Consider the following 22,052-nt stretch of genomic DNA (forward strand, 5'->3'; position numbering starts at 1 on the left):
TTATAAATAGATTAAAGATCAAAGGCTTCCCCTAAGACTTCAATTGCTTTTTGTTTATCTTTTTCCTCTATGGTCAATGAGATAGAAATCTCACTTGATGTTATCATGTAATATCGAATATTATGTGCATTTAAGGTACTTAATACTTTTGCCGCTATACCACTGTGTGTGGAAATACCGACACCGACGACCGATAGTTTCACAAAGCCCAACAGACGGGAAATCGGATATTTGGAATTTAACTCATCGATATGCTTTAAAATGGTATCAGATTGTTTTTTATTACAGTAAAATGAAAAGTTAACTTTACCATCATGCGTCAACTGTTGCGATATTGTATCTAAATTGATATCTAATTTGGCAATCAGTGTGAATAACTCGCCAAGAAAGATACCATCATTGGGAAGATCGTTCACCCGCATAATTGCATAGTCTTCCTTGATACTAATACCGGTAATCGGCATATCTTCCAGATTTTTCGTTTTTTCCATAATAAACGTCCCCTTACTTTTATCTTTTTCTAAGGCTTTTCCTAAGAATAGGCGTACATTGTATTTACTAGCCAGCTCTACACTGCGTGTTTCCAAAACACCGGCGCCCAAGCAAGCCATCTGCATCATTTCATTATATGTGATTTCTTTTAAACGTTTGGCTTTTGGATACATTCTTGGATCAATGGTATAAACACCATTGACATCGGTATAAATATAGCAGTCCCAGCCAAGTTTGGCAGCTAAGGCGACGGCCGTTGTATCACTGCCGCCTCTTCCTAACGTCGTAATTTCACCATGCTCAGTAGCTCCTTGAAAACCAGCCACTACCACAACCTTTCCATCGTCCAGGTGTTTTTGTAAATTGGTGATGTCGATATCTTTAATACGCGCATGTGCATGATGATGGCTGGTAATGAAACCACATTGATATCCGGTTAAGGAAATCGCCGGTATTCCAAGTGCATCAATCGCCATGGCTAATAGGGTGATCGTTCGCTGTTCACCGGTAGATAAAAGGGAATCCATTTCTCTATCATTGGTATGACCACCTAATGCCGTTGCCATTTCAATAAGCTTATTTGTGGTTTTTCCCATGGCACTAGCTACCAGAATCACATTGTGACCAGCCTCTTTCATTTCTTTGACATGCTGAGCAATAGCGCGTATCTTATCCAGATCGGCTACGCTTGTTCCTCCATACTTCTCTACTATATTCATACGTTGATGACCTCATTACATTCTAAGTCTAACATGTTTTCATAGCTTTCTTTTTTAATGACGACACGGGCATGGCCATCTTTTACGAAAACGACTGCCGGACGTCCCAGCTTATTATAATTGCTGGCCATACTATAGCCATAGGCACCGGTCGTATAAATAATTAGCAGATCATTTTGTGATACCTTTGGCAATTTGGCATTCTCAATCAAAATATCTCCTGATTCACAGCATTTTCCGGCAATCGTTACGGTTTCTGTTTTATCTTCCTGCATGCGATTGGCGATATCACAGGCATATTCCGCCTGATATAATGCTGGGCGAATATTATCACTCATACCGCCATCGACAAAGATATACTTCTTATGCTCTGTTTGTTTTTGATAACCGACACGATATAAGGTACTGCCAGCTTCCGCTACGATGCTGCGACCTGGTTCAATCATAATTTTTTCGATGTTTAATTGTTGTTTGGCATTTTCTTTCTTACAAGTATCTAAGATAGTATGACAAACATCTTGTAAAGGAATAGGGTGATCGGCATTCGTATAAAGTGCCGCAAAGCCGCCGCCTAAATTTAAAGCTGAGATATGAATATCATATTCAGTTTGCATTTCTTTTGTAAATTGCATGAGCTTTTCAATTTCTGCTACATAAGCCTGTTTATCAAATATCTGGGAACCGATATGGGAGTGATAACCAAGAAAAGTAATTTCCGCAACGCTTGTTAATGTATGGATCATGGCGGCGATTTCTTTTTTCTTGGTGATAGAAATGCCAAACTTACTATCTAAATGGGCGGTCACAATGTATTTATGTGTATGTGCTTCAACACCTGGATTTACTCTTAACATGGTTTTGATGCTGCGGCCACTGCGTTTTACGGCTTTTACCAGCATATCGCATTCCATCGCATTATCGACAATGATTGTTCCAACACCATAGTCTAAGGCCATCATGATTTCATCATAGGATTTATTATTGCCATGAAAATATACACGTTCCATAGGAAATCCAGCTTGTTTTGCGGTATATAATTCACCACCGCTGACGACATCTAAGGACAAACCGTATTGCGCGACCAGTTCTACCATGGCTTTACAGGAAAACGCTTTGGATGCATAGAGTACTTCTGTTTTAAAAGTATCTGATTGAAATAATTCATGAAAACGGCTAAGCTTTTCCGTTATTTTATTCTCATCATAAATATACAAAGGGGTCTGGCAAGCTGTCGCAAGCTGTTCTACAGACACACCTTGGATGTGTAAAACGTTATCTTTCATCATTCATCACCTCGTTAAAAAATGCCAGTAGGATAATGACCTTACTGGCATGTGAAATTTACTTACTACATGGACAATAAGATAGCACTCCTACGACTGTAGACAGTTTTATGGATGTTCTCCATAAACCCACCACAACTTCTTGCCAAAAGTTGTAGTTCGGCGAAATTGCTTCAGCTAACTGTCAAATGCCCGCCGACTCCAATTAACTTTGTCGCTTCCGCTCCTCTATCTGATTGGTTGTATCATACCACTAATGAGATGAAATTACAATAACATCATGAAAATAACAGAATAAATTTCAGAAAACATTTACACTATTAAGATATTAAGACCTTTTTCATCCCAGAATCAGGGAAATTTGTTTTCGGAAAAGCTGAGAAAGAGGATCGTTGAATGGAAACAATTCGATACTTGTTTTTTCAAACAGAAACAGCTGCCACCTACATCACCAAATGACGATACAAAAAAAGACACGTGTCTTTAACATGTTTGCCAATCATCACCATGTGGCTTGTACATTGATAAGACGTGTCTTTTATATGATATGGTATGGTTTATCGTTCTTTATTTCGCGAAGATATTAATGACTACTAATAGTACTCCCAACACAATTGCACATAGAAGTACATTACGAAAACTGAAGATCTCCCCTAATAAATCACGCTCTTCTTCTGGCATCGGCTTTTCCGGATGCATGTTTTTCTCTATCATACCTCTCACCCCTCAGTTCATGGTTCACCTATTATAGCACACTTCTCTTATTTTGCATGAAAAGTCATGAAATTGTAAGAATCTTCTCGTGTACTAGGTGAATAAATAAAAAGATAAGATAAAGACAGCCATTAGACCAATGACAATCAGGATGTTACGTGGTTTCACAATTGCCGTCAGTATGGTATTATCCGGATGTGTTGTCGCAATCGTTGTATTCGTGGTAAGATCTTTCCCTTTCATATCAGTCACCTCACTTCGTAAGTGTTTGTTTATCTAACCGCATTATAGCATGATTCTTTTTTTGATAGGGGTGTATTACTAAAATGTAAGACAATCTTTAGAAAAATTAAGAATTTTTTATGATATTTTTTTGTCTATCTTTATAATCAGCACTCCTTCACTAAGTTAACGAAAGAAAAAGCCAAAAAGTTTCATTCTCACTACTTTTTTTTAAAATGATGCACGTTGTGAAGAAGATGGTCTTATGGTATGATTACTGCGTTTGGAAGGTGATGCATATGAAGTGCTGGAATGATTTGTTTCAACAGGAAAAAGAGAAGCCTTATTATCAAGAATTGATGGCTTTTTTAGATGAAGAATATAAAACCAAGACGATTTTTCCTCCACGTGAGGATTTGTTTACCTGTTTTGATGTTTGCCCATATGAAAAGGTGAAAGTAGTGATTTTGGGGCAGGATCCTTATCATCAGCCAAATCAGGCACATGGTTTGTGTTTTTCCGTGCGCAAGGGGGTAAAGCTGCCGCCAAGTCTGCGTAATATATATAAGGAACTAAAGACGGATTTGGATATTGATATGCCCTCACATGGCTATTTGCTAGATTGGGCCAGACAGGGTGTTTTCATGATGAATGCAGTGTTAAGTGTCGAGTGTGGAAAAGCCGGTTCTCATCGTAAAAAAGGATGGGAAATTTTTACCGATACAGTTATTCGCGCATTGAATGAAAAAGAAGAAGGTATTGTATTCCTTTTATGGGGGAATTGGGCACAACAGAAAGCAGAACTCATTACCAATCCACTACATCATATCATAACTTCAGCACATCCTTCTCCTTTATCGGCCTACCATGGATTCTTTGGCAGTCAGCCATTTTCTAAGACAAATACAGCTTTGTTAAAGATGGGTCATTCACCGGTGCAATGGAAGATAGAGGATTAAATATGTTTACAAAGGCAGAGGAAATTATTCAGCTTATTGAAGGGCGGAAGAATCGCGGATATGGTTTGATGCATTTTAAGGACTATATGAAGAGCATAGGGGATCCCCAAAAGAAGCTAAAAAGTATTCATGTTGCAGGGACGAATGGAAAAGGTTCTACGACCAATGACATCCGCAGTATGCTACAGGAAGCAGGGTATTGTGTAGGCTCCTTTACCTCTCCTTATATGATTACGCATTTAGACCGCATCCGCATCAATGATATGTATATGGATGAAAAAGAATTCATAGAAATTGCCAATACTTATTATGAAAGCTGGCTTACCTGGGATCTCAGCATGTTTGAGATTGATATGATGCTGGCATGCATCTACTTTGAAAGGCATCATGTGGACTATGCCGTGTTTGAGGTTGGTTTAGGAGGCCGCAAAGATGCAACCAATATTTTGGAACCATTGATCAGCGTGATAACAAACATCGGATTGGATCATATGGAGCTTTTAGGAGACACCTATGCAAAGATTGCGGAAGAAAAAGCAGGTATCATCAAAGCTTGTGCAGATGTGGTGAGTGCAGAAACCAGAGCAGATTGCCTGGATGTATTTTTAAAACATGCAGATGCACAAGGGGTAAAGTTGTACACCTTGGAACCGATTTGTGATCTTTCTACAAATTTGCAAACGGTATTTACCTATCGACATTTACAGGTGACACTGGCTTCTATGGCGAATTATCAGATTCGCAATGCGGCGCTGGCCTTGGAGACAATTTGGCGGCTACGTGAAAAAAGACTTGTAGAAATAAAGGATGCACAGATTTTGGCTGGTTTACGTAAAGCTGTGTGGATCGGTCGTTTTGAAATTATGCAGAAAGATCCGATCGTGATTTTAGATGGAGCGCATAATCCGGATGGTATCCAGGCATTGTGCAACTCTTTACAAGGTTATGACGATATCGCTGTTTTATTTTCTGTCTTAAAAGATAAGAACTTTGAAACGATGTTATCGATATTAGAAACCATTACAAGTGATATTACCATCACACATTTTGATAATGAGCGTTCTTTAGACATCCGTTGTTTAAAAAATCGAAAACACCTTCATCTTATTGAAGATTACCATGCGGCATTAACGTATATGTTAAAGAAAAAGAAAACGATCGTTATTACCGGTTCCTTGTATTTCATCAGTGAAATTCGCCAATTCTGGCAAAAGTAGTACAAATAAGCTTTTGGTATAATATGGCTATATGCATGCTGAATAAGAAACTAGCAGTGCGAATTCCCGCTAGAGCCAAGGGGAATTGTAAAATAGTTAAACTATGGTAAAGGTTGCTTAAATGGATTACGACAATTTAGCAGATAAAAGATAGGTTGATACTTTTTATATTATGATAAAGGATCAATCTTTTTTGTATTTAAAATATAAAAAAGGCAATCCGTAAACATCAAAGAGAGGCAATAGCGTCTAAGATGAAATTGTGGTAAACTATAGAGGTAGGTGATACCCATGAAAATTAAAGAAATTATTGTTGTGGAAGGAAAAAATGATACAAACGTGCTACAAAGTTGCATTGACTGTGATACCATTGAAACACATGGTACCCATCTGTCAGTAGAAACATTGCGACTCATTGAGCAGGCAGCCAAAACCAGAGGTGTCATCATCTTTACAGATCCTGATCATCCCGGTGAAACCATTCGTACTGCCATCAATCAGAAAATTCCCGGCTGTAAAAATGCATATATCGAGAAGCATAAAGCAAAAACAACGAAGAAGGTCGGTGTGGAACATGCATCAAAAAAAGATTTGCTGGATGCATTATCTCATGTATTCACCTATCAAGAACAGCCTGTTGAAAGTATATCCTGGGAAGAATATTTATCTTTGGGCTTGCATGGGGGGGAAGCTGCCGCTCATCAAAGAGAAAAAGTTGCTCAGGCGCTTTATTTAGGAAGACCAAATGCCAAAACGTTGTTTAAACGTTTAAATATGATGCAGTTGACACTGCATGATGTTGAGGAGCTGTTGCGCAAATGAAACAAGAAGAACAAAAAATCCGCAGTGTCTTTGTCCAACGTGAAACATTAGAAACATGGTTGCGGCAAATGGCTATAAAGGGATGGATCGTAAAGGATTTTACTTACATCTTTTTTGATTCGTTTTTGTTCTTTCGTTTTGTGAAAACAGCACCGCAATATGGGAAGTTTTGTATTTATGATGTAAAATACCTCGGTGATGAAGATATCTTCACCTCACTGGGATGGAAGTTGCTTTTGGAACATGAATCCACAATGATTTTTTATCATGAGGATATCCAAGGAAGCTTACCATTATTAGATATGCGCATGTATTCGTTACGGCGTTTTCTAAAATCCATCAGTAATCTTGTTTTTCTGATTGCTGTAATCTTTGCGTTACGTATGGATAATGAAACCATGCGTCAGCAGGTCTTATTTTACAGCGCTTTGCTATTGTTTGCTTTTCCTCGCTTGTATGATGTAAAAAGCACCCAAAAAGGAAGTAATTTTACGAAGTTAATTAAAAATATTGTCTTGGCTGCGGCTGCGGCTGTTCTTACCACCTTGTTGATTGAGGCAGCTATTAAAGCGTTTGCGGCTTTAGTATAGAAAGGATATCATTATGAAGAAACCTATCGCAACCCCATCCAGAACAAAGGAAATCTTAGAAACGCATGATTTGTTCGCAAAGAAAAACTATGGGCAAAACTTTTTAACAGAGCCAAGCGTTGTAGAAAAAATTGCCCGCAGTGCTATTGTCAGTGATCATTGCGTTGTGTTTGAAATCGGACCGGGCATTGGCGCATTGACACAATATTTATGTGAATATGCGAAAGAGGTTGTCTGTTTTGAGATTGATGAACGTTTACCTCATGTATTAGCAGATACACTTTCTGAATATACGAATGTTTCTGTTGTTTTACAGGATTTTTTAACGATTGATTTAAGGGAATGGGTAAATCGTTATCGTGAAAAAGGTATGGATGTCGTGATAGCGGCAAATTTACCTTATTATATTACAACGCCGATTTTGTTTAAGATTTTTGAATCTAATGCGGATATTGCGGCGATTACGGTAATGATGCAAAAAGAAGTGGCAGATCGTTTTCATGCGAAAGTAAATACAAAAGAATATAATGCGTTAAGCATTATAACGCAATATCGTTGTGATGTACGTGCTGTTATGAAGGTTCCAAAAAATGTTTTTCATCCCAAACCGAATGTCGATAGCGCAGTGTTGCAATTTACCTTTCGCAAACATTACGCAAATTTAAAGGAAGAATCATTTTTCGCAATGGTCAAAGCTTGCTTTAAACAACGCCGTAAGACCATCTTAAATAATTTTCAGGAATATTGCAGCGATAAAGAAACCGCAAAAGCTTATTTAGAAAAGGCCGATATCGATGCGAAGAGAAGAGCAGAAAGCTTGACACTGGATGAATTTCTGCATTTATACGAGGTGATGCAAGATGATCGTTGAGGCACATGCTAAAATCAATCTGACATTAAATGTTGTAGGGAAACGTGAAGATGGCTATCATGAATTAGAAATGATCATGTTGCCGCTGGCCTTACATGATACGATCGAAATATCCATTGCAAAGGAAGATATGTTCACAACAGATGATTCACAGGTTGCCATGGATGATGCAAATACCGTTGTTCGCGCTGTTCAATTGATGCGAAACACCTTTGCGTTAAAAGAACATTTCCATGTACATCTGCATAAGCGCATACCTTCACAAGCTGGCCTAGCCGGAGGAAGTGCCGATGGAGCGGCCGTCCTTAGAGGGATTCATAATTTGTGCCATCTTTCTATCACGATGGAAGAATTAGCACAGCTAGGAAAACAGCTTGGGGCAGATGTGCCTTTCTGTGTCTTACAGGAAAGTGCCTTGGTACAAGGTATTGGGGAAAAACTGACACCTTTTCACTTTGACTGGAAGCCACATGTGTTACTTGTAAAACCTTCTATCGGTGTATCTACCAAAGAAGCCTTTGCAACGTTGGATTTTGCGAAATGTCCACATCCGAATGCGCATACCATTAAAAAACTGTTACAAAATAAAGAGTATGAACAACTACCGCAGTATATTGCGAATTCATTAGAATATAGTGCCTTCCAACTGGTTCCCCAGATTGCTGATATCAAACAGGAGCTAATTGCCATGGGCTTTCCCTGTGTCTTAATGTCAGGAAGTGGAAGCACCGTGTTTGCGTTGAGCGAAGATGAAACACGAATTGAAAAAGCCATCCATCATTACGCACATACGGACATGTTTGTATGTGATACAACTTTTTATCCATAACCATGCGCGAATACCGCATGGTTTTATATCAAATACAAGATTAGATGCTAATGATACCTATGATGGCAAAGATCATCTTACGCTAAAGGAGGTGAGGTTATGTTGTTGTTTGTAAGTGGCAGGTGTGATATTCCGGCATTTTACAGTGAATGGCTGTTTCAACGTTTCAAAGCAGGTTTTGTGGACGTACGAAATCCTTTTAATCCTCACCAGATTAGTCGTATAGCACTAACACAAGACCAAATTGATGCGATGATCTTCTGTACAAAAAATCCTTTGCCCATATTGCATCGCTTATCCGAAATTCCTTTTCCCTATCTCTTTCATGTGACATTTACTCCTTATCATCAGGATATAGAGTCCCATGTCTTAGATAAAAAAGCCATTTTAGAGGGCATTGTGGAGCTATCCAAACAAATTGGAAAAGATCGTGTATATGTACGCTATGATCCGATTCTCTTAAATGAACGTTATACCATCAGCTACCATGCGCAAGCCTTTGAAAAACTTTGTGCAAAGTTACAAGGCAAAATAAACAAAATCATCATTTCCTTTCTTGACATGTATAAAAACACACAAAAACATGCACCATCTTTACATTTACAAGAGTTGAGTCATGCACAGATGCTGGCCATAGGAAAATGTCTTGGCGAAATTGGCGCATCCTATGGTATGCAAATACAAACTTGTGCGGAAGCCATTGATCTATCCTCTTATCATATCCAAAAGGGCTTATGCGTAGATCGTAAAGAGATAGAAGCTTTGGTAGGATATCCGTTAGCATTAAAAGAAAAAGGTGTACGAACACAATGTACGTGTTTGGCAACGGTAGATATTGGTGATTATAATTGTTGTAGTCATGGCTGCGCTTATTGTTATGCCAATTATGACGAAGATCGCATTTCACAACGAATGATGCAGCATGATCCGAAGAGTAGTGTATTATTGGGACATATCACAAAGGAAGATGTGGTCACCATGCGAAAAGAAGCCCCACGGCAACTGCGTTTATTATAAGTATCGCTGTAAGAATTGCATAAGTTCTAAACGCTATTTCATGAACATAGGATGTAATGAAGAAAAGAGGAGGAACTTATATGGAAGATACAACGAATACAAATCCTTTGCGCTTTGAAACAAATCCATACCATAACGTTGTGATAAAAGATCGTAAAGTGATGGAATTAACCGGTGTCAAACAGATAGACAGTTTTGATTCCAGTGAATTTTTAATGGAAACCGCACAAGGCTGGATGCTCGTGCAGGGAAAAGATCTGACCTTAGGAAAGCTGGATACCGAGCGTGGAGATGTCATTATCCGCGGATTGATTGAATCCTTATCTTATGTATCCAATAAAAAAGGTAATGGAAAGGATTCGGTTATTTCTAAGCTGTTTAAATAATGCTGCTGCCGGTTCAAATACAGTCTATTCTATATCACTTTCTCATGGGCTGGGTATATGGATTAGGGTTTAGTTTTCTTTTAAATTTTGTGAAATATGTGCATGTTTCCTTTTTAAGAGGAACGATGGAAATCCTGTTCCATATACTGTTTACATCTTTGCTTTATTATGGTCTTTATGGCATCAATGGCGGGATTACCAACATTTACCTACTTGTTTTTTTCCTGTTAGGTGTCATGGTGTATTATACGTGGTATCTTGCGGTATTTCAGCAATTCTTCTTCGCTCTTGTTAAAACTTTGCGGCCTTTACGCAAAAAACTTAAACTTGTCAAATCCAAAATACTTGCTATAATAAGATTACCGAAGAAAATCAGGAGGCGAAGGATAAATGAGCGAAGAAGTAAAAAAAATAAGCGCAAAAAGAAAAAAGAAGAAACATCCATTTCGCACGTTCTTTAGTTTAGCCGCCATATTCTTATCCTGTTTTCTGATTTGGATAGCTGCGGAAGATTTGATCACAACGTTTCGTTTAAAGAAAGAAATCTCTACCAGTGAAGAGATGATCAGTTCATTAGAAAGTCAGCAAAAGGACTTAAAGAAACGTAAAGAAAATTTGGAAGATCCTGAATATGTAAAACGCTACGCCAGAGGTAAATTTATGGTGAGCAAACCAGGTGAGCAAATTTTTAAGCTCCCTTCTAAAAGTGATGATCCTGCAAATGATGGTAATTAATTTCCCCGTAGAGAATTCTATGGGGTTTTCTTGTATGGAGGTTATGATGAAAAAGTGGAAAGCAATTTTATTTGATATGGATGGAACCTTATTTGATACGGAACAAATATCGCGTATTGCCTGGCTGGTTACCATGGAGCGTTTCCATCTGCCCAAAAGTGAACAATTTATTTTAGATTTGATTGGAAGAACCTATCAAAGTGCACAAGTTGTGTTTGATGCCTACATGCCAAAAGGTTGGCCTCAGGAAGAGGCGTATCAATATCATGAAGATTACGCAATGGAGTATAAAAAAACACATGGTCCGTTGCCTAAATGTAATTTAAAGCAGCTGTTTACAGCGCTGCAAGAAAAAGGCTATCGTTTGGCTTTGGCGAGTAGTGCGCGAAGGGAAAATGTGGAGTTTAACTTGCAGCATGAGGGCATTCAAGATGTCTTTGAAGAAATCGTGGTGGGTAAGATGGTAGCGCATGGAAAACCTCATCCTGATATTTATCTTGAAACAGCGAAGCGTCTGGGCTTGCGAAAGGAAGATTGCCTTGTCATAGAAGATTCTAAGAATGGCATATTGGCAGCACATGCAGCAAAGATGGATGTCATAATGATTCCAGATATGATAGCACCGGATGATGAATTAAAAGCAATGTGCTATCAGGTGATGGAGAAGCTGGAAGATATTTTAACAGTGTTATAGTTTTCTGCTGCGCAAGGAACTATTGTTTATAAAGTAAGCAGTTAATGTTTATGGGCATTAGAAAAAGCTCCTGTCATATTTAGAACAAATAAGTAGGAGCTTTGTTTTCTAATGCTTTTTTGATAAACCTTGTTGAATTTGATTCATGACTTTTTCAGCATTCATCATACCAAAATCCTGTGATGCTATGATCATCAAAAAGACCTTGTCCGGAAGCGTTTTTCGCACTTCTTTTTCCGCAAAACGTATTTGTGGAGCTAGTAAGACAACATCCACCGTCTGTCTTACCTCATCGAATTCTGTCATCGGCATAGCCATGACGTTTGCTTGGATTTTTCTTTTCTTAGCCTCTTCTTCAAGCTTCATCTGCAGAATGCCGGTACTCATACATATGTGATAGCTACTATTATGGAACAGATGAAAAAATACCCTCCTTACTGGTGAATTCGTATGGAGGGTATAAATCCGTTAGGAAGAAGGATATCTTATCATCATAGGCTAGAAGCTTATTTCATGTTTTTAAAAATGTTTTTACGATGATATTCTAAAAATTGCAGGCGTTCTCTTGTCAAGAAGCAGGCAGGTAACTGATAATTTTTTCTTAATACATAAGAAGCTAAATGATCGCGTAGTAACATCTCTTCACTAAGCAGGATGTAACCGAGTTCATCAAAGGAGATATAACCTTGATCAAAAAGATAGTCGTGATTACGACATAACAATAGTCCATTATTATGATCAATTGCCTCATAAATGTGCGCACAATCCCGGAAAGGTTTAATATGAGATGCAATTAACATATGAGGAATATTTATACCACAGAGCGGGCAGGCATGATCAAATTCATGAAACAAGGTGTCCTTATAAAAGGATTGTAGTGCCTTGGTTTCATCACGATCGTGTGGTATGCCACGTCTTGGGATGATGGAAAGAATCGTTTGTTTATATTTATAATTTAACATCGGTGTTTTTGTATTTTTATAATCGATGCGCATATCTTCATGGGCAACGATACTGGAAGTAAACAGCGCAGTAAGGGCGACGGAAATTAAAGGCTCCTGTTCGTCATCATACTCCTGTAGAATATCCGTAATACCTTTTAACAGCTTTGGCTGAAAATGACATTGCTCATTTTCTATTTCAAACAGAATGGTCTGTTGCAGCAAACGATACACATCTGCTCCTAGCGCTTCTTCCACATCTTGCTTATCCATCCAAGCATTGTCATAAGCCAATTTTTGATAAAAGGCGTAAACAGATGCATCATGGATGAAGGTTTCAAATAATGATAAAGCTTCAACACCGGAATTTTGATTACTCTTCGCATAAATCGTCGGTGCAGGATTTAAGTCGATACCGTTTTCGGTTTCTTTTAAGGCTTTCTTTTCATGCAGAAAATGAATGCTTTCACGAATTTCCGGTAGCTTTGTTGCATAATAATCATTTGCTAGCTCTTCATATACCCGAATCGGTGCATGATGAAGATCGATTCCTTGTAATTCTATGGCGTCTAAAACAGCCAGAATTTTTTTAAACAACATTTTTTTCATGCCTTCACCACTTTCTTAATTATATGCGCGTAATCGATGATGATTTCTCCTTTTATTTTATCATGGATTCATCATGTGATACAGAAATTTAGACATTCCTTTTATAGAAAAAAACAAATTTTTTAGAATCTGCCAGAATGTGCGTGCATTCGACAAAACAAAACAATTACAATGTAACTAATAAAAGGAGAGTGTTAAAATGAAAGGTCCAGGAATTAAAGATTACTTGGAAGTTATTGAAAATTTGAAACTGACAGCGATAAAGGAGGGAAAAACCTGCATTGAGGTGAATTCTAAGCAGCTACATGCCTCTGTATCACCTGAGCATGCGACGATGCCTACTTGCTGTCAGGCTATTTATAAAAAAATGTTAGAAGGAGATGAAATCTTACAACGCCCAAAAGGTAATACCGGATTTGGTTCCCATTTAACGGTGCGTTTTCAGTTGCATGATTTAGCAAATCGCCAGCGCATGTTCCCTGACAAAAAACGCGGTCGTCCGGCAAAAAGTGAAGAAGAAAAACTGGCAGCACGAAAAGCAAAGATGAAGCGAAATACAGAAGATTTGCGTAACCTTATCAAAGGATGGCTAAATGAACATGGCTGGGAATATGTGGAAAACAAAGACTTTATCGAGGCCCATAACGAAAACAAGCGTTGGGTCATTAATGTACAAGGGATTAAACGTGGCCGTAAACAGCCATTACCGGTGAAGGTGAGTGAAGTATTAAAGCATATTGAAGATACAAAAACACATTACAGCATTGCATTTAATGATTCTCTTTCTTATCGCCGACAATGGAATGAAATACCGGAAGCTGTTAAAAACAGTTTGAATATGAGTGTGATCTTAGCCGATAAAAAAGGAAATATCACAGAATTATAAAATACAAGCATCTCATGACGCAAAACATGCGAATTGAGATGCTTTTAATTTTGCAGCAGCCGTCACCGAAATGCAATAGCGTAATACCATAATAAAGAGGAGAATGCGAAATGATTACTTCTTTCCTATTGGTTGTGGCATTAAGTTTAGATAGTTTTTTAGCATCACTTGCTTATGGTGCACAAAAGATCCGTATTCCATTACGTTCAACTTTGTTAATCGCATTGATAGGAACAAGCTTTTTGGGTGTTTCTATTTATACTGCAGGGCTTTTTCAAAAGGTATTACATCCTCAGTATGCTGCTGTTTTCTCGTTTGCTATCTTTTTCTTAATGGGGGTCAGTGCACTCTTTCAAGGAACGATTAAATCTTTTTTAAAGGATCGAAAAAGTCGTAAAGTTTCCTTTCAATACAGTGGCATATCCTTTGTACTTGATGTTTATCTGGATGAAACACGGGCAGATGCCGATCATTCAAAAGAGTTATCATTACATGAAGCGCTTTATTTAGCGGTTGCTCTATCAATTGATTCGATCGTCAGTGGTTTTGCTTATGGCGTACAGGTACATGATCGTTTACTGGTTTTATGTATCAGTTTCACTGTCGGTTTCCTTGCGGTCTTTTTTGGTTCATATATAGGAAGGCATGTCGCTTCCTTGGCAGATTGGAATTTATCGTGGGTTAGTGGCATCCTGTTTCTATTACTGGCATTCATGCGTATTTTATAGTGCCCATAAACTATCATAAAGAAAAATCACAAAAAGTGATGTTTTTTCTATGGGGATTGTGAACAAAACAGTTTCTAAAACAAGAAAAAGATGGTATATTTATAAGGTAGACAGGAGGTATGGATACTATGAGTAAAAGACCAGTAGTATTAGTGGTTATGGACGGTGTTGGAATCAATGCATCAGAATTTGGTAACGCCGTTAAAAAAGCATATAAACCAACATTAGACGAATTATGGGCAAACTGCCCACACACAGAAATTAAGGCACACGGTTTGGCTGTTGGATTGCCAAGTGATGGTGACATGGGTAACAGTGAAGTTGGACACAACGCTCTTGGTTGTGGACAAATCTACTCACAAGGGGCAAAATTAGTAAATGAAAACATCGAAACCGGAGAAATTTTCAAGACTGAAACGTGGGAAGCTTTGGTTAACAATTGTAAAGAAGGAACAATGCATTTCTTAGGTTTGTTATCGGATGGAAATGTACACTCTCACATCAATCATTTGAAGGCTTTGATCAAGAAAGCAAAAGAAGATGGCGTGAAAGAAGTTCGCATTCATGCGCTGTTAGATGGACGTGATGTTCCAGAAACTAGTGCATTGATCTATATTGAAGATATTGAAAACTACATGGCTGAATTAAATGATGATAACTTCCATGCTTGCATTGCTAGCGGCGGCGGACGTATGACGATTACGATGGACCGTTACGAAGCAAACTGGGCAATGGTAGAAAAAGGATGGCATGTACATGTTTTAGGTGAAGGACGTCAGTTTGCTTCTGCTTCTGAAGCAGTAGAAACCTTCCGTGACGAAACAGGCGTAATTGACCAGGATCTGCCAGGCTTTGTCATTGCAAAAGATGGCAAACCAGTGGGAACGATCGAAGATGGCGACAGTGTTGTACTGTTTAACTTCAGAGGCGATCGTGCTCAGGAAATTTCGTTAGCCTTTGACGGTGATGACAGTTTTGATAAGTTTGATCGTGTGAGAATGCCAAAAGTTATGTATGCCGGTATGTTGCAGTATGATGCAGATTTGAATATCCCTCACAACTTCTTAACATACCCACCAAAGATTAAATATACATTGACAGAAGAATTATGCAAACACGGAATTCGTGAATATGCTATTTCCGAAACACAGAAATATGGACATGTGACATACTTCTGGAATGGGAATCGTTCTGAGAAATTTGATGAGAAATTGGAAGATTATGTAGAAATCACTTCTGATGTTGTACCATTTGAACAGCGTCCTTGGATGAAATCTGCTGAAATCACCGATGTATTATGTGCCGCTATTGAATCAGGAAACTATGACTTCCTGCGTACGAATTATCCAAATGGCGATATGGTTGGCCATACCGGTAACTTTGAAGCTACTGTTATTGGTGTAGAATCTGTTGACTTACAGCTGGCTCGTGTTAAGAAAGCGGTGGATGCTGTAAATGGTATCTTAATCGTTACAGCAGATCATGGAAATGCTGATGAAATGTATGAAAAGAAGAAAAAAGAAGATGCACCTGTTAAATCTAAGACTTCCCATACATTAAACAAGGTTCCATTTATTGTTTATGGTGCAGATGTAGAATTGAAACAGGATGAAGATCTAGGACTTTCAAATGTTGCAGCTACGGTAGCTGATTTACTGGAAGTAGCACCAAACGAACATTGGAATACATCCATTATCAAAAAATAATGCGACCTTTCTAGAGAAGACGGTTTTATATGCTGTCTTCTTTTTTTGTTCTTTAATAGGAATATCTACATAAAGTTTTATTAGATTAGAATATTGACAGCTTCAGCATATAAAAAAGCTCATATACAGGAAAATTCTGCCATGGTAGAAAACGCTTTGACTTTAGAAGTACAATCAACTATAATCACATATAGAGATGTTATGACAATTCTGAAATTGAGGTGGAACAATGCTAAGGAAATCAAAAGTATTTGATTGCCTGAAACAAATGTGTCAAACCGTATCAATAAAACAGATCATGGAAGGATATGAAGGGGTAAATGCGGCAGATCTTGCGGCGGTTTTACAAATGGACAGGGCAAATGTGAGCAAAGAGCTCAATCGTCTCGTACAGGAAAAAGTGGTTGTGAAAGTCATTGGAAGACCGGTATATTATTTTGATGCAAAGATATTACAGGAATTAAGTAAGACAAGGCTAGAACAGTACGAAGTAACAACCTTAAAAAACAGTATACGAATGCAGGAAACCATAGGGACGGATGCCTTTTTGCATGTGATTGGCAGTGATGGCAGTTTAAAGACGGTTATCAAGAAAGCAAAAGCAGCGATGATCTATCCGCCATTTGGGTTGCATACGCTGTTGATTGGTCCTACCGGAGTAGGAAAGACAATGTTTGCGGAAATCATGTATCGTTATGCCAAGGAACACGGTGTATTAGGTGAGGGTGCGAAGTTTATCGTCTTTAACTGTGCAGAATATGCGGATAATCCACAGCTGCTGTTGGGTCAATTGTTCGGTTATGTAAAGGGTGCTTATACAGGGGCAGAGAAAACGAATGATGGCTTAGTGGAGCAGGCACGCGATGGGGTTTTATTTTTGGATGAAATACATCGACTGCCTCCTGAAGGACAAGAGATGCTATTCATGTTAATGGATCGTAATGAATATCGCCGCTTAGGAGCGAAAGAAAATAGTACGGCAAGAACATTGATTATTGCGGCAACCACAGAAAATGTAGAATCTTCTTTACTACAGACATTTTTACGAAGAATCCCGATGACGATCACAATGCCTGCTTTGCATGAGCGAACGATAAAAGAACGTTATGAGCTGATTGAGAAATTTTTTGCCCAGGAATATAATCAGGTTATGATACCGATTCAAGTACATAATAAAGTCATGCGTTCATTATTGTCCTATGATTGTAAAGGAAATATCGGACAATTAAAAGCTGATATTCGATTACTGTGTGCCAATGGCTTTCTTGAGTCAAAAATGAAAGGATACGATGAAATTCGTATCACGACATCCATTTTGCAAGATCATATTTATCGTGGATTATTAAATGCTGAAAAGATGCAAGAAATAGAAAAAAATCTGCCACTTCATGAAGAGTATATATTGTATGATCAAACAACCTCGGAAGAAAATTATGATGAGAAATTTTCCGATATTTATCATGAAATCAGTCGTAAGCTGATAGGTTATGAACGTCGCGGTTATTCGATTGCGGAGGCCAATTCTTTTATACGTCGTTATATTGAGCAATATATGGAAACTTTGTCAGATCGTATCACTGATGAGCATGAAGATATGGATATGTTGCATAAGATCATACCGATTCATATTTATCATGCTGTGGAGGTTTCCTTATCTTTAGCAGAACAGCGTTTAAGCTGTCATTTCTCGAAAAAAATTTGCGTAGCTATGGCGATGCATGTTTCTGCAATAGCGGAGCATAAACGCGATACTTATGAAATCAATGATGGAATCTATAAGGTCATGCGGGAAAATCCTAATGAATATGCGGCAGCCAGAGAAATACGCGATTTTCTGGAAATGGAATTGGATATGAAACTAAAAGATCAGGAGCTCTTATTTTTCACTATGTTTTTATGTGTGGAAAAGGAAAATGAGGGAAAGCATGGGGCGATTGGTTTACTGGCGTTAGCACATGGAAATGGGGTAGCGCGCAATATGGTGGATGTGGCAAATTCACTTTTACATACTACACATGGTCATGCGCTGGATATGAGCCTGCATCAGAATGTGGATGATTTTTTAGAGGTCGTTACGGAAAAGGTGAAGGAAATCAATGAGGGAAAAGGGGTTTTGATGTTAGTGGATATGGGTTCTCTCTTATCCTTTGGGGACATCATTTCGCAAAAGACACAGATTCCTATTCGGACCATTGATATGATATCAACGCCCTTTGTATTAGAAGCATTGCGAAAAACCATGCTGCTGGAATATACATTGGATGATCTATATAAAGAATTACGTAGCTATACGCCCTATATCGGCAAGCTATATTCAAAGAATCTGCAGCAACAAAATGGGGAACAATATGTGATTATTACGACTTGTATGAGTGGAGAAGGCGCAGCTATTAAATTAGGAGATTTAATCTGTAGTGCTTTGCCACTGGTAAAAGAATGCAGTATTGAGATTATTCCCTGCAATACCGAAACTTTTAAACAAAAGGATCTAAGTGGGAAACGGGTCTTGGCAGTTGTAGGTGCATGTGATTTGCATATTCAAGATGTAGCCTATATCTCCAGTGACAAGATTATCTTAGAAGATGGCTTTTCCCAATTAAATCAGATTATTGCGATGAATCTAGGGGTAGAAGGCGAAGAAATCGTTTCAGCGAACTTAATGACCAATAATTTCTTAAAAGAAACGCTTGTTTTTCTAGATCCGATCAAAGCGGATGCTCTCATTCGTAAATCCTTCCGTGTCATTTCAAAAATGTTAGATATTGATGATTATAATCGTGTGTTGATTGGTTATATGCTACATGTAGGATGTATGATAGAGCGTTGTATCCGTAAGGAAGAAATGCCCTATGTCGGTATGGAAGAACGTATTAAAGCAGACGAAAAGCTATATCATATCATCCAAACGGCATTGCGCATTTTAGAGGATGAATTTCAAATAACAATCTCTGACACAGAAATCGCTTATGTGATGGATATCTTCGACACAGAATAACACACTATGCTTCGTATAAGGAAAAGTGCTGATGTTCACGGCACTTTTTTCTATTGGCACGCAACTTGCTAAAAGGAAGGTGAAAGAGTAAAAGCAGGAAGGAGGATCGTATGGAAAAGGATTTGTGCATCTTTGTCTGTACACATGGAAGATTTGGTGAAGAACTTATTAAATCCGCAGAAATGATTGCAGGCAAAAGCGAAAATGTATATTCATTTTCATTACTGCCTGGCATGCCTCCAGAAGAATATAAGGAAATGATGGAAGCAGCCTTACAGAAAGAAGCCGGGAAAAAAGTTTTGTGTTTGGTAGATTTATTTGGAGGAACCCCTTGTACAACATGTGCTATCTTATCTCAACGCTATGATATGCAAGTCATATCAGGATTGAATCTAGCCATGTATATTGAAATCACATCACAAAAAGATCATCACAGCCGGGAGGAATTGATTGATGTAGGTCTGTCAATTTTACAAAGCAGCGGGAAAGATGTTATCAAGCTGTTGAAAAACTTGTCGTAGAGGAGGAAAACATAATGGCAGAAATTAGCTTAATACGAATTGATTTTCGTTTGATTCATGGACAGGTCGTTACGAAATGGGTAAAACAGGCCAATGCAAATCGTATCATCATTGTAAATGATATGTTGGCAAAGGATGAATTTTTGGCAAGTGTATATAAAATGGCAGCACCTTCGAATGTGAAGGTGGATATCTTTACCATAGAGGAAAGCAGTCAACGTTGGAAGGAAAATGCGTTTGGAGATGGTAAGGTATTGCTGCTGTTTAAGAACGTTGAAGATTGTCATGCATTGTTGATGAAAGAATTCCCAATGCCAATTATTCAAATAGGGGGCTTAGGTGGCGGCTCTGGAAGAGTCAGTACACCAAGCGGCATTACCTTTGATGCAAAGGATGTCAAATTGTTAAGAGAAATGATGGAGAAAGGATGTGAAATGTATATTCAAGTCGTACCTACACAACAGAAGTATGAAGTAGATAAAGTCATAGACAAACTTGATTTTCATGAGTAGAGGAGGAAAAAATTTATGGACACAGGTTTATTATTAGTCGCGGCATTTTGCGGTATTTGGCAATTTGTTTCAACAACTGATTTTGGTTATACATTGAGTGATACCTTAGGCCAGCCGGTATTGGTAGGCGCTTTGTTGGGTATCATTACCGGACAGATCGAACAGGGATTATTAATCGGTGGTTCTCTGGAACTGATGTACCTTGGTATTATTTATCCAGGCGGAACGGTTCCAGCTTGCGCATCCAGTGCGGCATTAGTAGCGATTCCCATTGCTCTTCGTACAGGATTAGACGCTCATGCGGCAACTGTCTTAGCGGTACCTTTCGGTATTCTTGGTTCCGTGTTATGGAATATTAAATATTCCATTAACTCTACGTTCACCATTCGTGCTGAAAAAAGCGTGGAGAAGAAAGATTTTAACGCGGTTACAAGAAATGCATCTGTTTATCCGATGATTTTAACCTTTGTATTAACAGCTGTACCAATCTTCTTAGCAAACATCTTAGCACCAACATTAGTAGAAAGTATGATCAATGCGATACCGGCATGGGCAATGCATGGCATTGAAGTTGCCGGTGGGGTATTACCTGCAATCGGTTTTGCCTTGGCTGTTTATACTATCGGAAAGAAAGAATTCCTTCCCTTCTTCGTTATCGGTTATTTCATTGTCATTTATTTTGAAGTAGCAACGATGGGGGTTGCCATCTTTGGTACATGTATTGCACTGTTATATCTATTCTTAAAGAATAAGGAAAGTGAGGCATAGTTATGGCAGAGAACACAAATGAAAGAAAGATTACCAATAAGGATATTTTTCAGGCATATAATAAATGGTATTGGCTGTGTGAAGTTTCACACTGTTACGATCGTTTGCAGTCATTAAGCTTCTGCGCGTCTCAGCAGAATGCATTGCGAAAGCTATATCCAAATGATGATGATTATCAGGAAGCATTGCAACGTCATTTACAGTTCTTTAATACTGAAGGTACGATTGGCTCTGTTATTCATGGTATTACCTTATCTTTAGAAGAAGAGAAAAGTATGAATCCGGATGATATTTCTGGAGAAATGATCATCGCTTTAAAAACGGGTCTGATGGGACCAATTGCCGGTATCGGTGATACGCTGATATGGGGAACATTAAAACCAATCTGTCTGGCTTTGGCTACGACGATGGCTTTAAGTAACAATCTCATTGGAGCATTCTTCGTGCTGTTATTCCCATTAGCCGGTTATTTTATTGGCTTGTATATGTGTAAATTAGGGTATTCTTTAGGACGTAATGCTATCGGTAAACTGATTCAAAGCGGTTTGATGAATCGTATTATTGATGCTTGCAGTATCTTAGGGTTAATGATGATGGGAGCATTATCAGCGAGTTATGTATCCTTAACTACAACTGCTGGTTTCAAATTGGAAAACAGTGATCCGATTCTGTTACAAAATATTTTAGATGGAATCATGCCAGGATTATTGCCATTTGCATTAATTGCCGGAATTTATTTCTACATGAAGAAAAAAGGTACGAAATATGGTGGAATCTTGCTTGGTATCATCATTGCATCTATTGTGTTAGCCTTCTTTGATATCGTGTAGGGGGGA

Annotated in this window: 25 protein-coding genes and 1 riboswitch; of the genes, 19 read left to right on the forward strand and 6 right to left on the reverse strand. The window is 38.3% G+C overall.

All coding sequences use genetic code 11. From position 1 onward, the window contains the following. Nucleotides 1-11 precede the first annotated feature (11 nt). From EDD61_RS12050 to EDD61_RS13860, 4 genes are all read right to left on the reverse strand, one after another. Entirely contained in the window at nt 12-1,211 is a 1,200-nt protein-coding gene (locus EDD61_RS12050; RefSeq protein ID WP_008691071.1) for an aspartate kinase, read from the reverse strand. Further along, a complete protein-coding gene (gene lysA, locus EDD61_RS12055; RefSeq protein ID WP_020991090.1) occupies nt 1,208-2,494 on the reverse strand; it encodes a diaminopimelate decarboxylase in 1,287 nt (428 codons plus the stop codon). Before lysA ends, EDD61_RS12050 begins: the two co-directional genes overlap by 4 nt. Before the next feature lie 74 nt (nt 2,495-2,568). Next, nucleotides 2,569-2,733, reverse strand: a riboswitch (Lysine riboswitch). A gap of 328 nt (nt 2,734-3,061) precedes the next feature. After that, nucleotides 3,062-3,208, reverse strand: a complete 147-nt coding sequence (locus EDD61_RS13855) for a hypothetical protein (protein WP_008691073.1) — start codon at nt 3,206-3,208, stop codon at nt 3,062-3,064. A gap of 93 nt (nt 3,209-3,301) precedes the next feature. Continuing rightward, a complete protein-coding gene (locus tag EDD61_RS13860; RefSeq protein WP_008691075.1) occupies nt 3,302-3,451 on the reverse strand; it encodes a hypothetical protein in 150 nt (49 codons plus the stop codon). 278 nt (nt 3,452-3,729) lie between these two features. Between EDD61_RS13860 and EDD61_RS12060 the strand changes: the two genes are divergently transcribed. The 11 genes from EDD61_RS12060 to EDD61_RS12110 all read left to right on the forward strand — a co-directional run bounded on the left by EDD61_RS12060 (nt 3,730) and on the right by EDD61_RS12110 (nt 11,550). Continuing rightward, on the forward strand, nt 3,730-4,389 hold the full coding sequence (locus EDD61_RS12060) for a uracil-DNA glycosylase (protein WP_132225602.1): 660 nt from the start codon (nt 3,730-3,732) through the stop codon (nt 4,387-4,389). Nucleotides 4,390-4,391: 2 nt separating this feature from the next. Then, nucleotides 4,392-5,606 (forward strand): bifunctional folylpolyglutamate synthase/dihydrofolate synthase, encoded by a 1,215-nt coding sequence (locus EDD61_RS12065; protein ID WP_132225604.1) that lies wholly within the window; start codon nt 4,392-4,394, stop codon nt 5,604-5,606. A gap of 291 nt (nt 5,607-5,897) precedes the next feature. Further along, entirely contained in the window at nt 5,898-6,428 is a 531-nt protein-coding gene (gene rnmV, locus EDD61_RS12070) for a ribonuclease M5 (protein WP_132225606.1), read from the forward strand. Beyond that, nucleotides 6,425-7,018, forward strand: coding sequence for a DUF2812 domain-containing protein (locus EDD61_RS12075; RefSeq protein WP_132225608.1), 594 nt, complete (start codon nt 6,425-6,427; stop codon nt 7,016-7,018). Before rnmV ends, EDD61_RS12075 begins: the two co-directional genes overlap by 4 nt. 13 nt (nt 7,019-7,031) lie before the next feature. Beyond that, complete coding sequence (gene rsmA, locus EDD61_RS12080) at nt 7,032-7,889, forward strand: 16S rRNA (adenine(1518)-N(6)/adenine(1519)-N(6))-dimethyltransferase RsmA (RefSeq protein WP_008977790.1); 858 nt, start codon at nt 7,032-7,034, stop codon at nt 7,887-7,889. Beyond that, complete coding sequence (gene ispE, locus EDD61_RS12085) at nt 7,879-8,718, forward strand: 4-(cytidine 5'-diphospho)-2-C-methyl-D-erythritol kinase (protein ID WP_132225610.1); 840 nt, start codon at nt 7,879-7,881, stop codon at nt 8,716-8,718. Before rsmA ends, ispE begins: the two co-directional genes overlap by 11 nt. Nucleotides 8,719-8,817: 99 nt before the next feature. Next, the gene (locus EDD61_RS12090) at nt 8,818-9,735 is read left to right on the forward strand and encodes a DUF1848 domain-containing protein (RefSeq protein WP_132225612.1); all 918 of its coding nucleotides are present in this window, start codon (nt 8,818-8,820) and stop codon (nt 9,733-9,735) included. An 80-nt stretch (nt 9,736-9,815) separates the two neighbouring features. Further along, the gene (yabP, locus tag EDD61_RS12095; protein ID WP_008691085.1) at nt 9,816-10,121 is read left to right on the forward strand and encodes a sporulation protein YabP; all 306 of its coding nucleotides are present in this window, start codon (nt 9,816-9,818) and stop codon (nt 10,119-10,121) included. After that, nucleotides 10,121-10,582: a spore cortex biosynthesis protein YabQ gene (yabQ, locus tag EDD61_RS14205; RefSeq protein ID WP_132225614.1), complete on the forward strand. Its 462-nt coding sequence runs from the start codon at nt 10,121-10,123 to the stop codon at nt 10,580-10,582. The genes yabP and yabQ overlap by 1 nt, the downstream gene beginning before the upstream one ends. Next, nucleotides 10,512-10,856: an FtsB family cell division protein gene (locus EDD61_RS12105; RefSeq protein WP_008691089.1), complete on the forward strand. Its 345-nt coding sequence runs from the start codon at nt 10,512-10,514 to the stop codon at nt 10,854-10,856. The genes yabQ and EDD61_RS12105 overlap by 71 nt, the downstream gene beginning before the upstream one ends. Before the next feature lie 46 nt (nt 10,857-10,902). Next, nucleotides 10,903-11,550 (forward strand): HAD family hydrolase, encoded by a 648-nt coding sequence (locus tag EDD61_RS12110; protein ID WP_132225616.1) that lies wholly within the window; start codon nt 10,903-10,905, stop codon nt 11,548-11,550. Nucleotides 11,551-11,658: 108 nt separating this feature from the next. On the opposite strand, the gene EDD61_RS12115 is transcribed toward EDD61_RS12110, so the two are convergent. Beyond that, nucleotides 11,659-11,937, reverse strand: coding sequence for a PTS sugar transporter subunit IIB (locus EDD61_RS12115; RefSeq protein WP_132225618.1), 279 nt, complete (start codon nt 11,935-11,937; stop codon nt 11,659-11,661). A 119-nt stretch (nt 11,938-12,056) separates the two neighbouring features. Continuing rightward, the gene (locus EDD61_RS12120) at nt 12,057-13,100 is read right to left on the reverse strand and encodes an HNH endonuclease (RefSeq protein WP_117547720.1); all 1,044 of its coding nucleotides are present in this window, start codon (nt 13,098-13,100) and stop codon (nt 12,057-12,059) included. 199 nt (nt 13,101-13,299) lie between these two features. Here EDD61_RS12120 and EDD61_RS12125 point away from each other — a divergent pair, with 199 nt between their 5' ends. The 8 genes from EDD61_RS12125 to EDD61_RS12160 all read left to right on the forward strand — a co-directional run bounded on the left by EDD61_RS12125 (nt 13,300) and on the right by EDD61_RS12160 (nt 22,046). Further along, complete coding sequence (locus EDD61_RS12125) at nt 13,300-13,986, forward strand: hypothetical protein (protein WP_008691094.1); 687 nt, start codon at nt 13,300-13,302, stop codon at nt 13,984-13,986. 110 nt (nt 13,987-14,096) lie between these two features. After that, nucleotides 14,097-14,714 (forward strand): manganese efflux pump, encoded by a 618-nt coding sequence (locus tag EDD61_RS12130; RefSeq protein WP_008691095.1) that lies wholly within the window; start codon nt 14,097-14,099, stop codon nt 14,712-14,714. A 128-nt stretch (nt 14,715-14,842) separates the two neighbouring features. Next, the gene (gene gpmI, locus EDD61_RS12135; protein ID WP_132225620.1) at nt 14,843-16,420 is read left to right on the forward strand and encodes a 2,3-bisphosphoglycerate-independent phosphoglycerate mutase; all 1,578 of its coding nucleotides are present in this window, start codon (nt 14,843-14,845) and stop codon (nt 16,418-16,420) included. A gap of 229 nt (nt 16,421-16,649) precedes the next feature. Then, nucleotides 16,650-19,415 carry a sigma-54-dependent transcriptional regulator gene (locus tag EDD61_RS12140; RefSeq protein ID WP_132225622.1) on the forward strand — a complete coding sequence of 922 codons (2,766 nt, stop codon included), beginning with the start codon at nt 16,650-16,652 and terminating at the stop codon, nt 19,413-19,415. Between the two features lie 110 nt (nt 19,416-19,525). Further along, entirely contained in the window at nt 19,526-19,936 is a 411-nt protein-coding gene (locus EDD61_RS12145; RefSeq protein WP_008691098.1) for a PTS sugar transporter subunit IIA, read from the forward strand. A 14-nt stretch (nt 19,937-19,950) separates the two neighbouring features. Then, nucleotides 19,951-20,448, forward strand: coding sequence for a PTS sugar transporter subunit IIB (locus tag EDD61_RS12150; protein WP_008691104.1), 498 nt, complete (start codon nt 19,951-19,953; stop codon nt 20,446-20,448). A 15-nt stretch (nt 20,449-20,463) separates the two neighbouring features. Next, the gene (locus tag EDD61_RS12155) at nt 20,464-21,216 is read left to right on the forward strand and encodes a PTS mannose/fructose/sorbose/N-acetylgalactosamine transporter subunit IIC (RefSeq protein ID WP_008977776.1); all 753 of its coding nucleotides are present in this window, start codon (nt 20,464-20,466) and stop codon (nt 21,214-21,216) included. 2 nt (nt 21,217-21,218) lie between these two features. Continuing rightward, nucleotides 21,219-22,046 (forward strand): PTS system mannose/fructose/sorbose family transporter subunit IID, encoded by an 828-nt coding sequence (locus EDD61_RS12160; RefSeq protein ID WP_008691112.1) that lies wholly within the window; start codon nt 21,219-21,221, stop codon nt 22,044-22,046. Nucleotides 22,047-22,052: the final 6 nt, after the last annotated feature.

Origin of the sequence: Longicatena caecimuris (genome assembly GCF_004341945.1) — a bacterium.
GTDB lineage: Bacteria > Bacillota_I > Bacilli_A > Erysipelotrichales > Erysipelotrichaceae > Longicatena > Longicatena caecimuris.

Bases quoted from the DNA above. Each gene is read 5' to 3' on its own strand.
- EDD61_RS12050 (WP_008691071.1), bottom strand. From the start codon at position 1,211: ATGAATATAGTAGAGAAGTATGGAGGAACAAGCGTAGCCGATCTGGAT.
- lysA (WP_020991090.1), bottom strand. From the start codon at position 2,494: ATGAAAGATAACGTTTTACACATCCAAGGTGTGTCTGTAGAACAGCTT.
- EDD61_RS13855 (WP_008691073.1), bottom strand. From the start codon at position 3,208: ATGATAGAGAAAAACATGCATCCGGAAAAGCCGATGCCAGAAGAAGAG.
- EDD61_RS13860 (WP_008691075.1), bottom strand. From the start codon at position 3,451: ATGAAAGGGAAAGATCTTACCACGAATACAACGATTGCGACAACACAT.
- EDD61_RS12060 (WP_132225602.1), top strand. From the start codon at position 3,730: ATGAAGTGCTGGAATGATTTGTTTCAACAGGAAAAAGAGAAGCCTTAT.
- EDD61_RS12065 (WP_132225604.1), top strand. From the start codon at position 4,392: ATGTTTACAAAGGCAGAGGAAATTATTCAGCTTATTGAAGGGCGGAAG.
- rnmV (WP_132225606.1), top strand. From the start codon at position 5,898: ATGAAAATTAAAGAAATTATTGTTGTGGAAGGAAAAAATGATACAAAC.
- EDD61_RS12075 (WP_132225608.1), top strand. From the start codon at position 6,425: ATGAAACAAGAAGAACAAAAAATCCGCAGTGTCTTTGTCCAACGTGAA.
- rsmA (WP_008977790.1), top strand. From the start codon at position 7,032: ATGAAGAAACCTATCGCAACCCCATCCAGAACAAAGGAAATCTTAGAA.
- ispE (WP_132225610.1), top strand. From the start codon at position 7,879: ATGATCGTTGAGGCACATGCTAAAATCAATCTGACATTAAATGTTGTA.
- EDD61_RS12090 (WP_132225612.1), top strand. From the start codon at position 8,818: ATGTTGTTGTTTGTAAGTGGCAGGTGTGATATTCCGGCATTTTACAGT.
- yabP (WP_008691085.1), top strand. From the start codon at position 9,816: ATGGAAGATACAACGAATACAAATCCTTTGCGCTTTGAAACAAATCCA.
- yabQ (WP_132225614.1), top strand. From the start codon at position 10,121: ATGCTGCTGCCGGTTCAAATACAGTCTATTCTATATCACTTTCTCATG.
- EDD61_RS12105 (WP_008691089.1), top strand. From the start codon at position 10,512: ATGAGCGAAGAAGTAAAAAAAATAAGCGCAAAAAGAAAAAAGAAGAAA.
- EDD61_RS12110 (WP_132225616.1), top strand. From the start codon at position 10,903: ATGAAAAAGTGGAAAGCAATTTTATTTGATATGGATGGAACCTTATTT.
- EDD61_RS12115 (WP_132225618.1), bottom strand. From the start codon at position 11,937: ATGAGTACCGGCATTCTGCAGATGAAGCTTGAAGAAGAGGCTAAGAAA.
- EDD61_RS12120 (WP_117547720.1), bottom strand. From the start codon at position 13,100: ATGAAAAAAATGTTGTTTAAAAAAATTCTGGCTGTTTTAGACGCCATA.
- EDD61_RS12125 (WP_008691094.1), top strand. From the start codon at position 13,300: ATGAAAGGTCCAGGAATTAAAGATTACTTGGAAGTTATTGAAAATTTG.
- EDD61_RS12130 (WP_008691095.1), top strand. From the start codon at position 14,097: ATGATTACTTCTTTCCTATTGGTTGTGGCATTAAGTTTAGATAGTTTT.
- gpmI (WP_132225620.1), top strand. From the start codon at position 14,843: ATGAGTAAAAGACCAGTAGTATTAGTGGTTATGGACGGTGTTGGAATC.
- EDD61_RS12140 (WP_132225622.1), top strand. From the start codon at position 16,650: ATGCTAAGGAAATCAAAAGTATTTGATTGCCTGAAACAAATGTGTCAA.
- EDD61_RS12145 (WP_008691098.1), top strand. From the start codon at position 19,526: ATGGAAAAGGATTTGTGCATCTTTGTCTGTACACATGGAAGATTTGGT.
- EDD61_RS12150 (WP_008691104.1), top strand. From the start codon at position 19,951: ATGGCAGAAATTAGCTTAATACGAATTGATTTTCGTTTGATTCATGGA.
- EDD61_RS12155 (WP_008977776.1), top strand. From the start codon at position 20,464: ATGGACACAGGTTTATTATTAGTCGCGGCATTTTGCGGTATTTGGCAA.
- EDD61_RS12160 (WP_008691112.1), top strand. From the start codon at position 21,219: ATGGCAGAGAACACAAATGAAAGAAAGATTACCAATAAGGATATTTTT.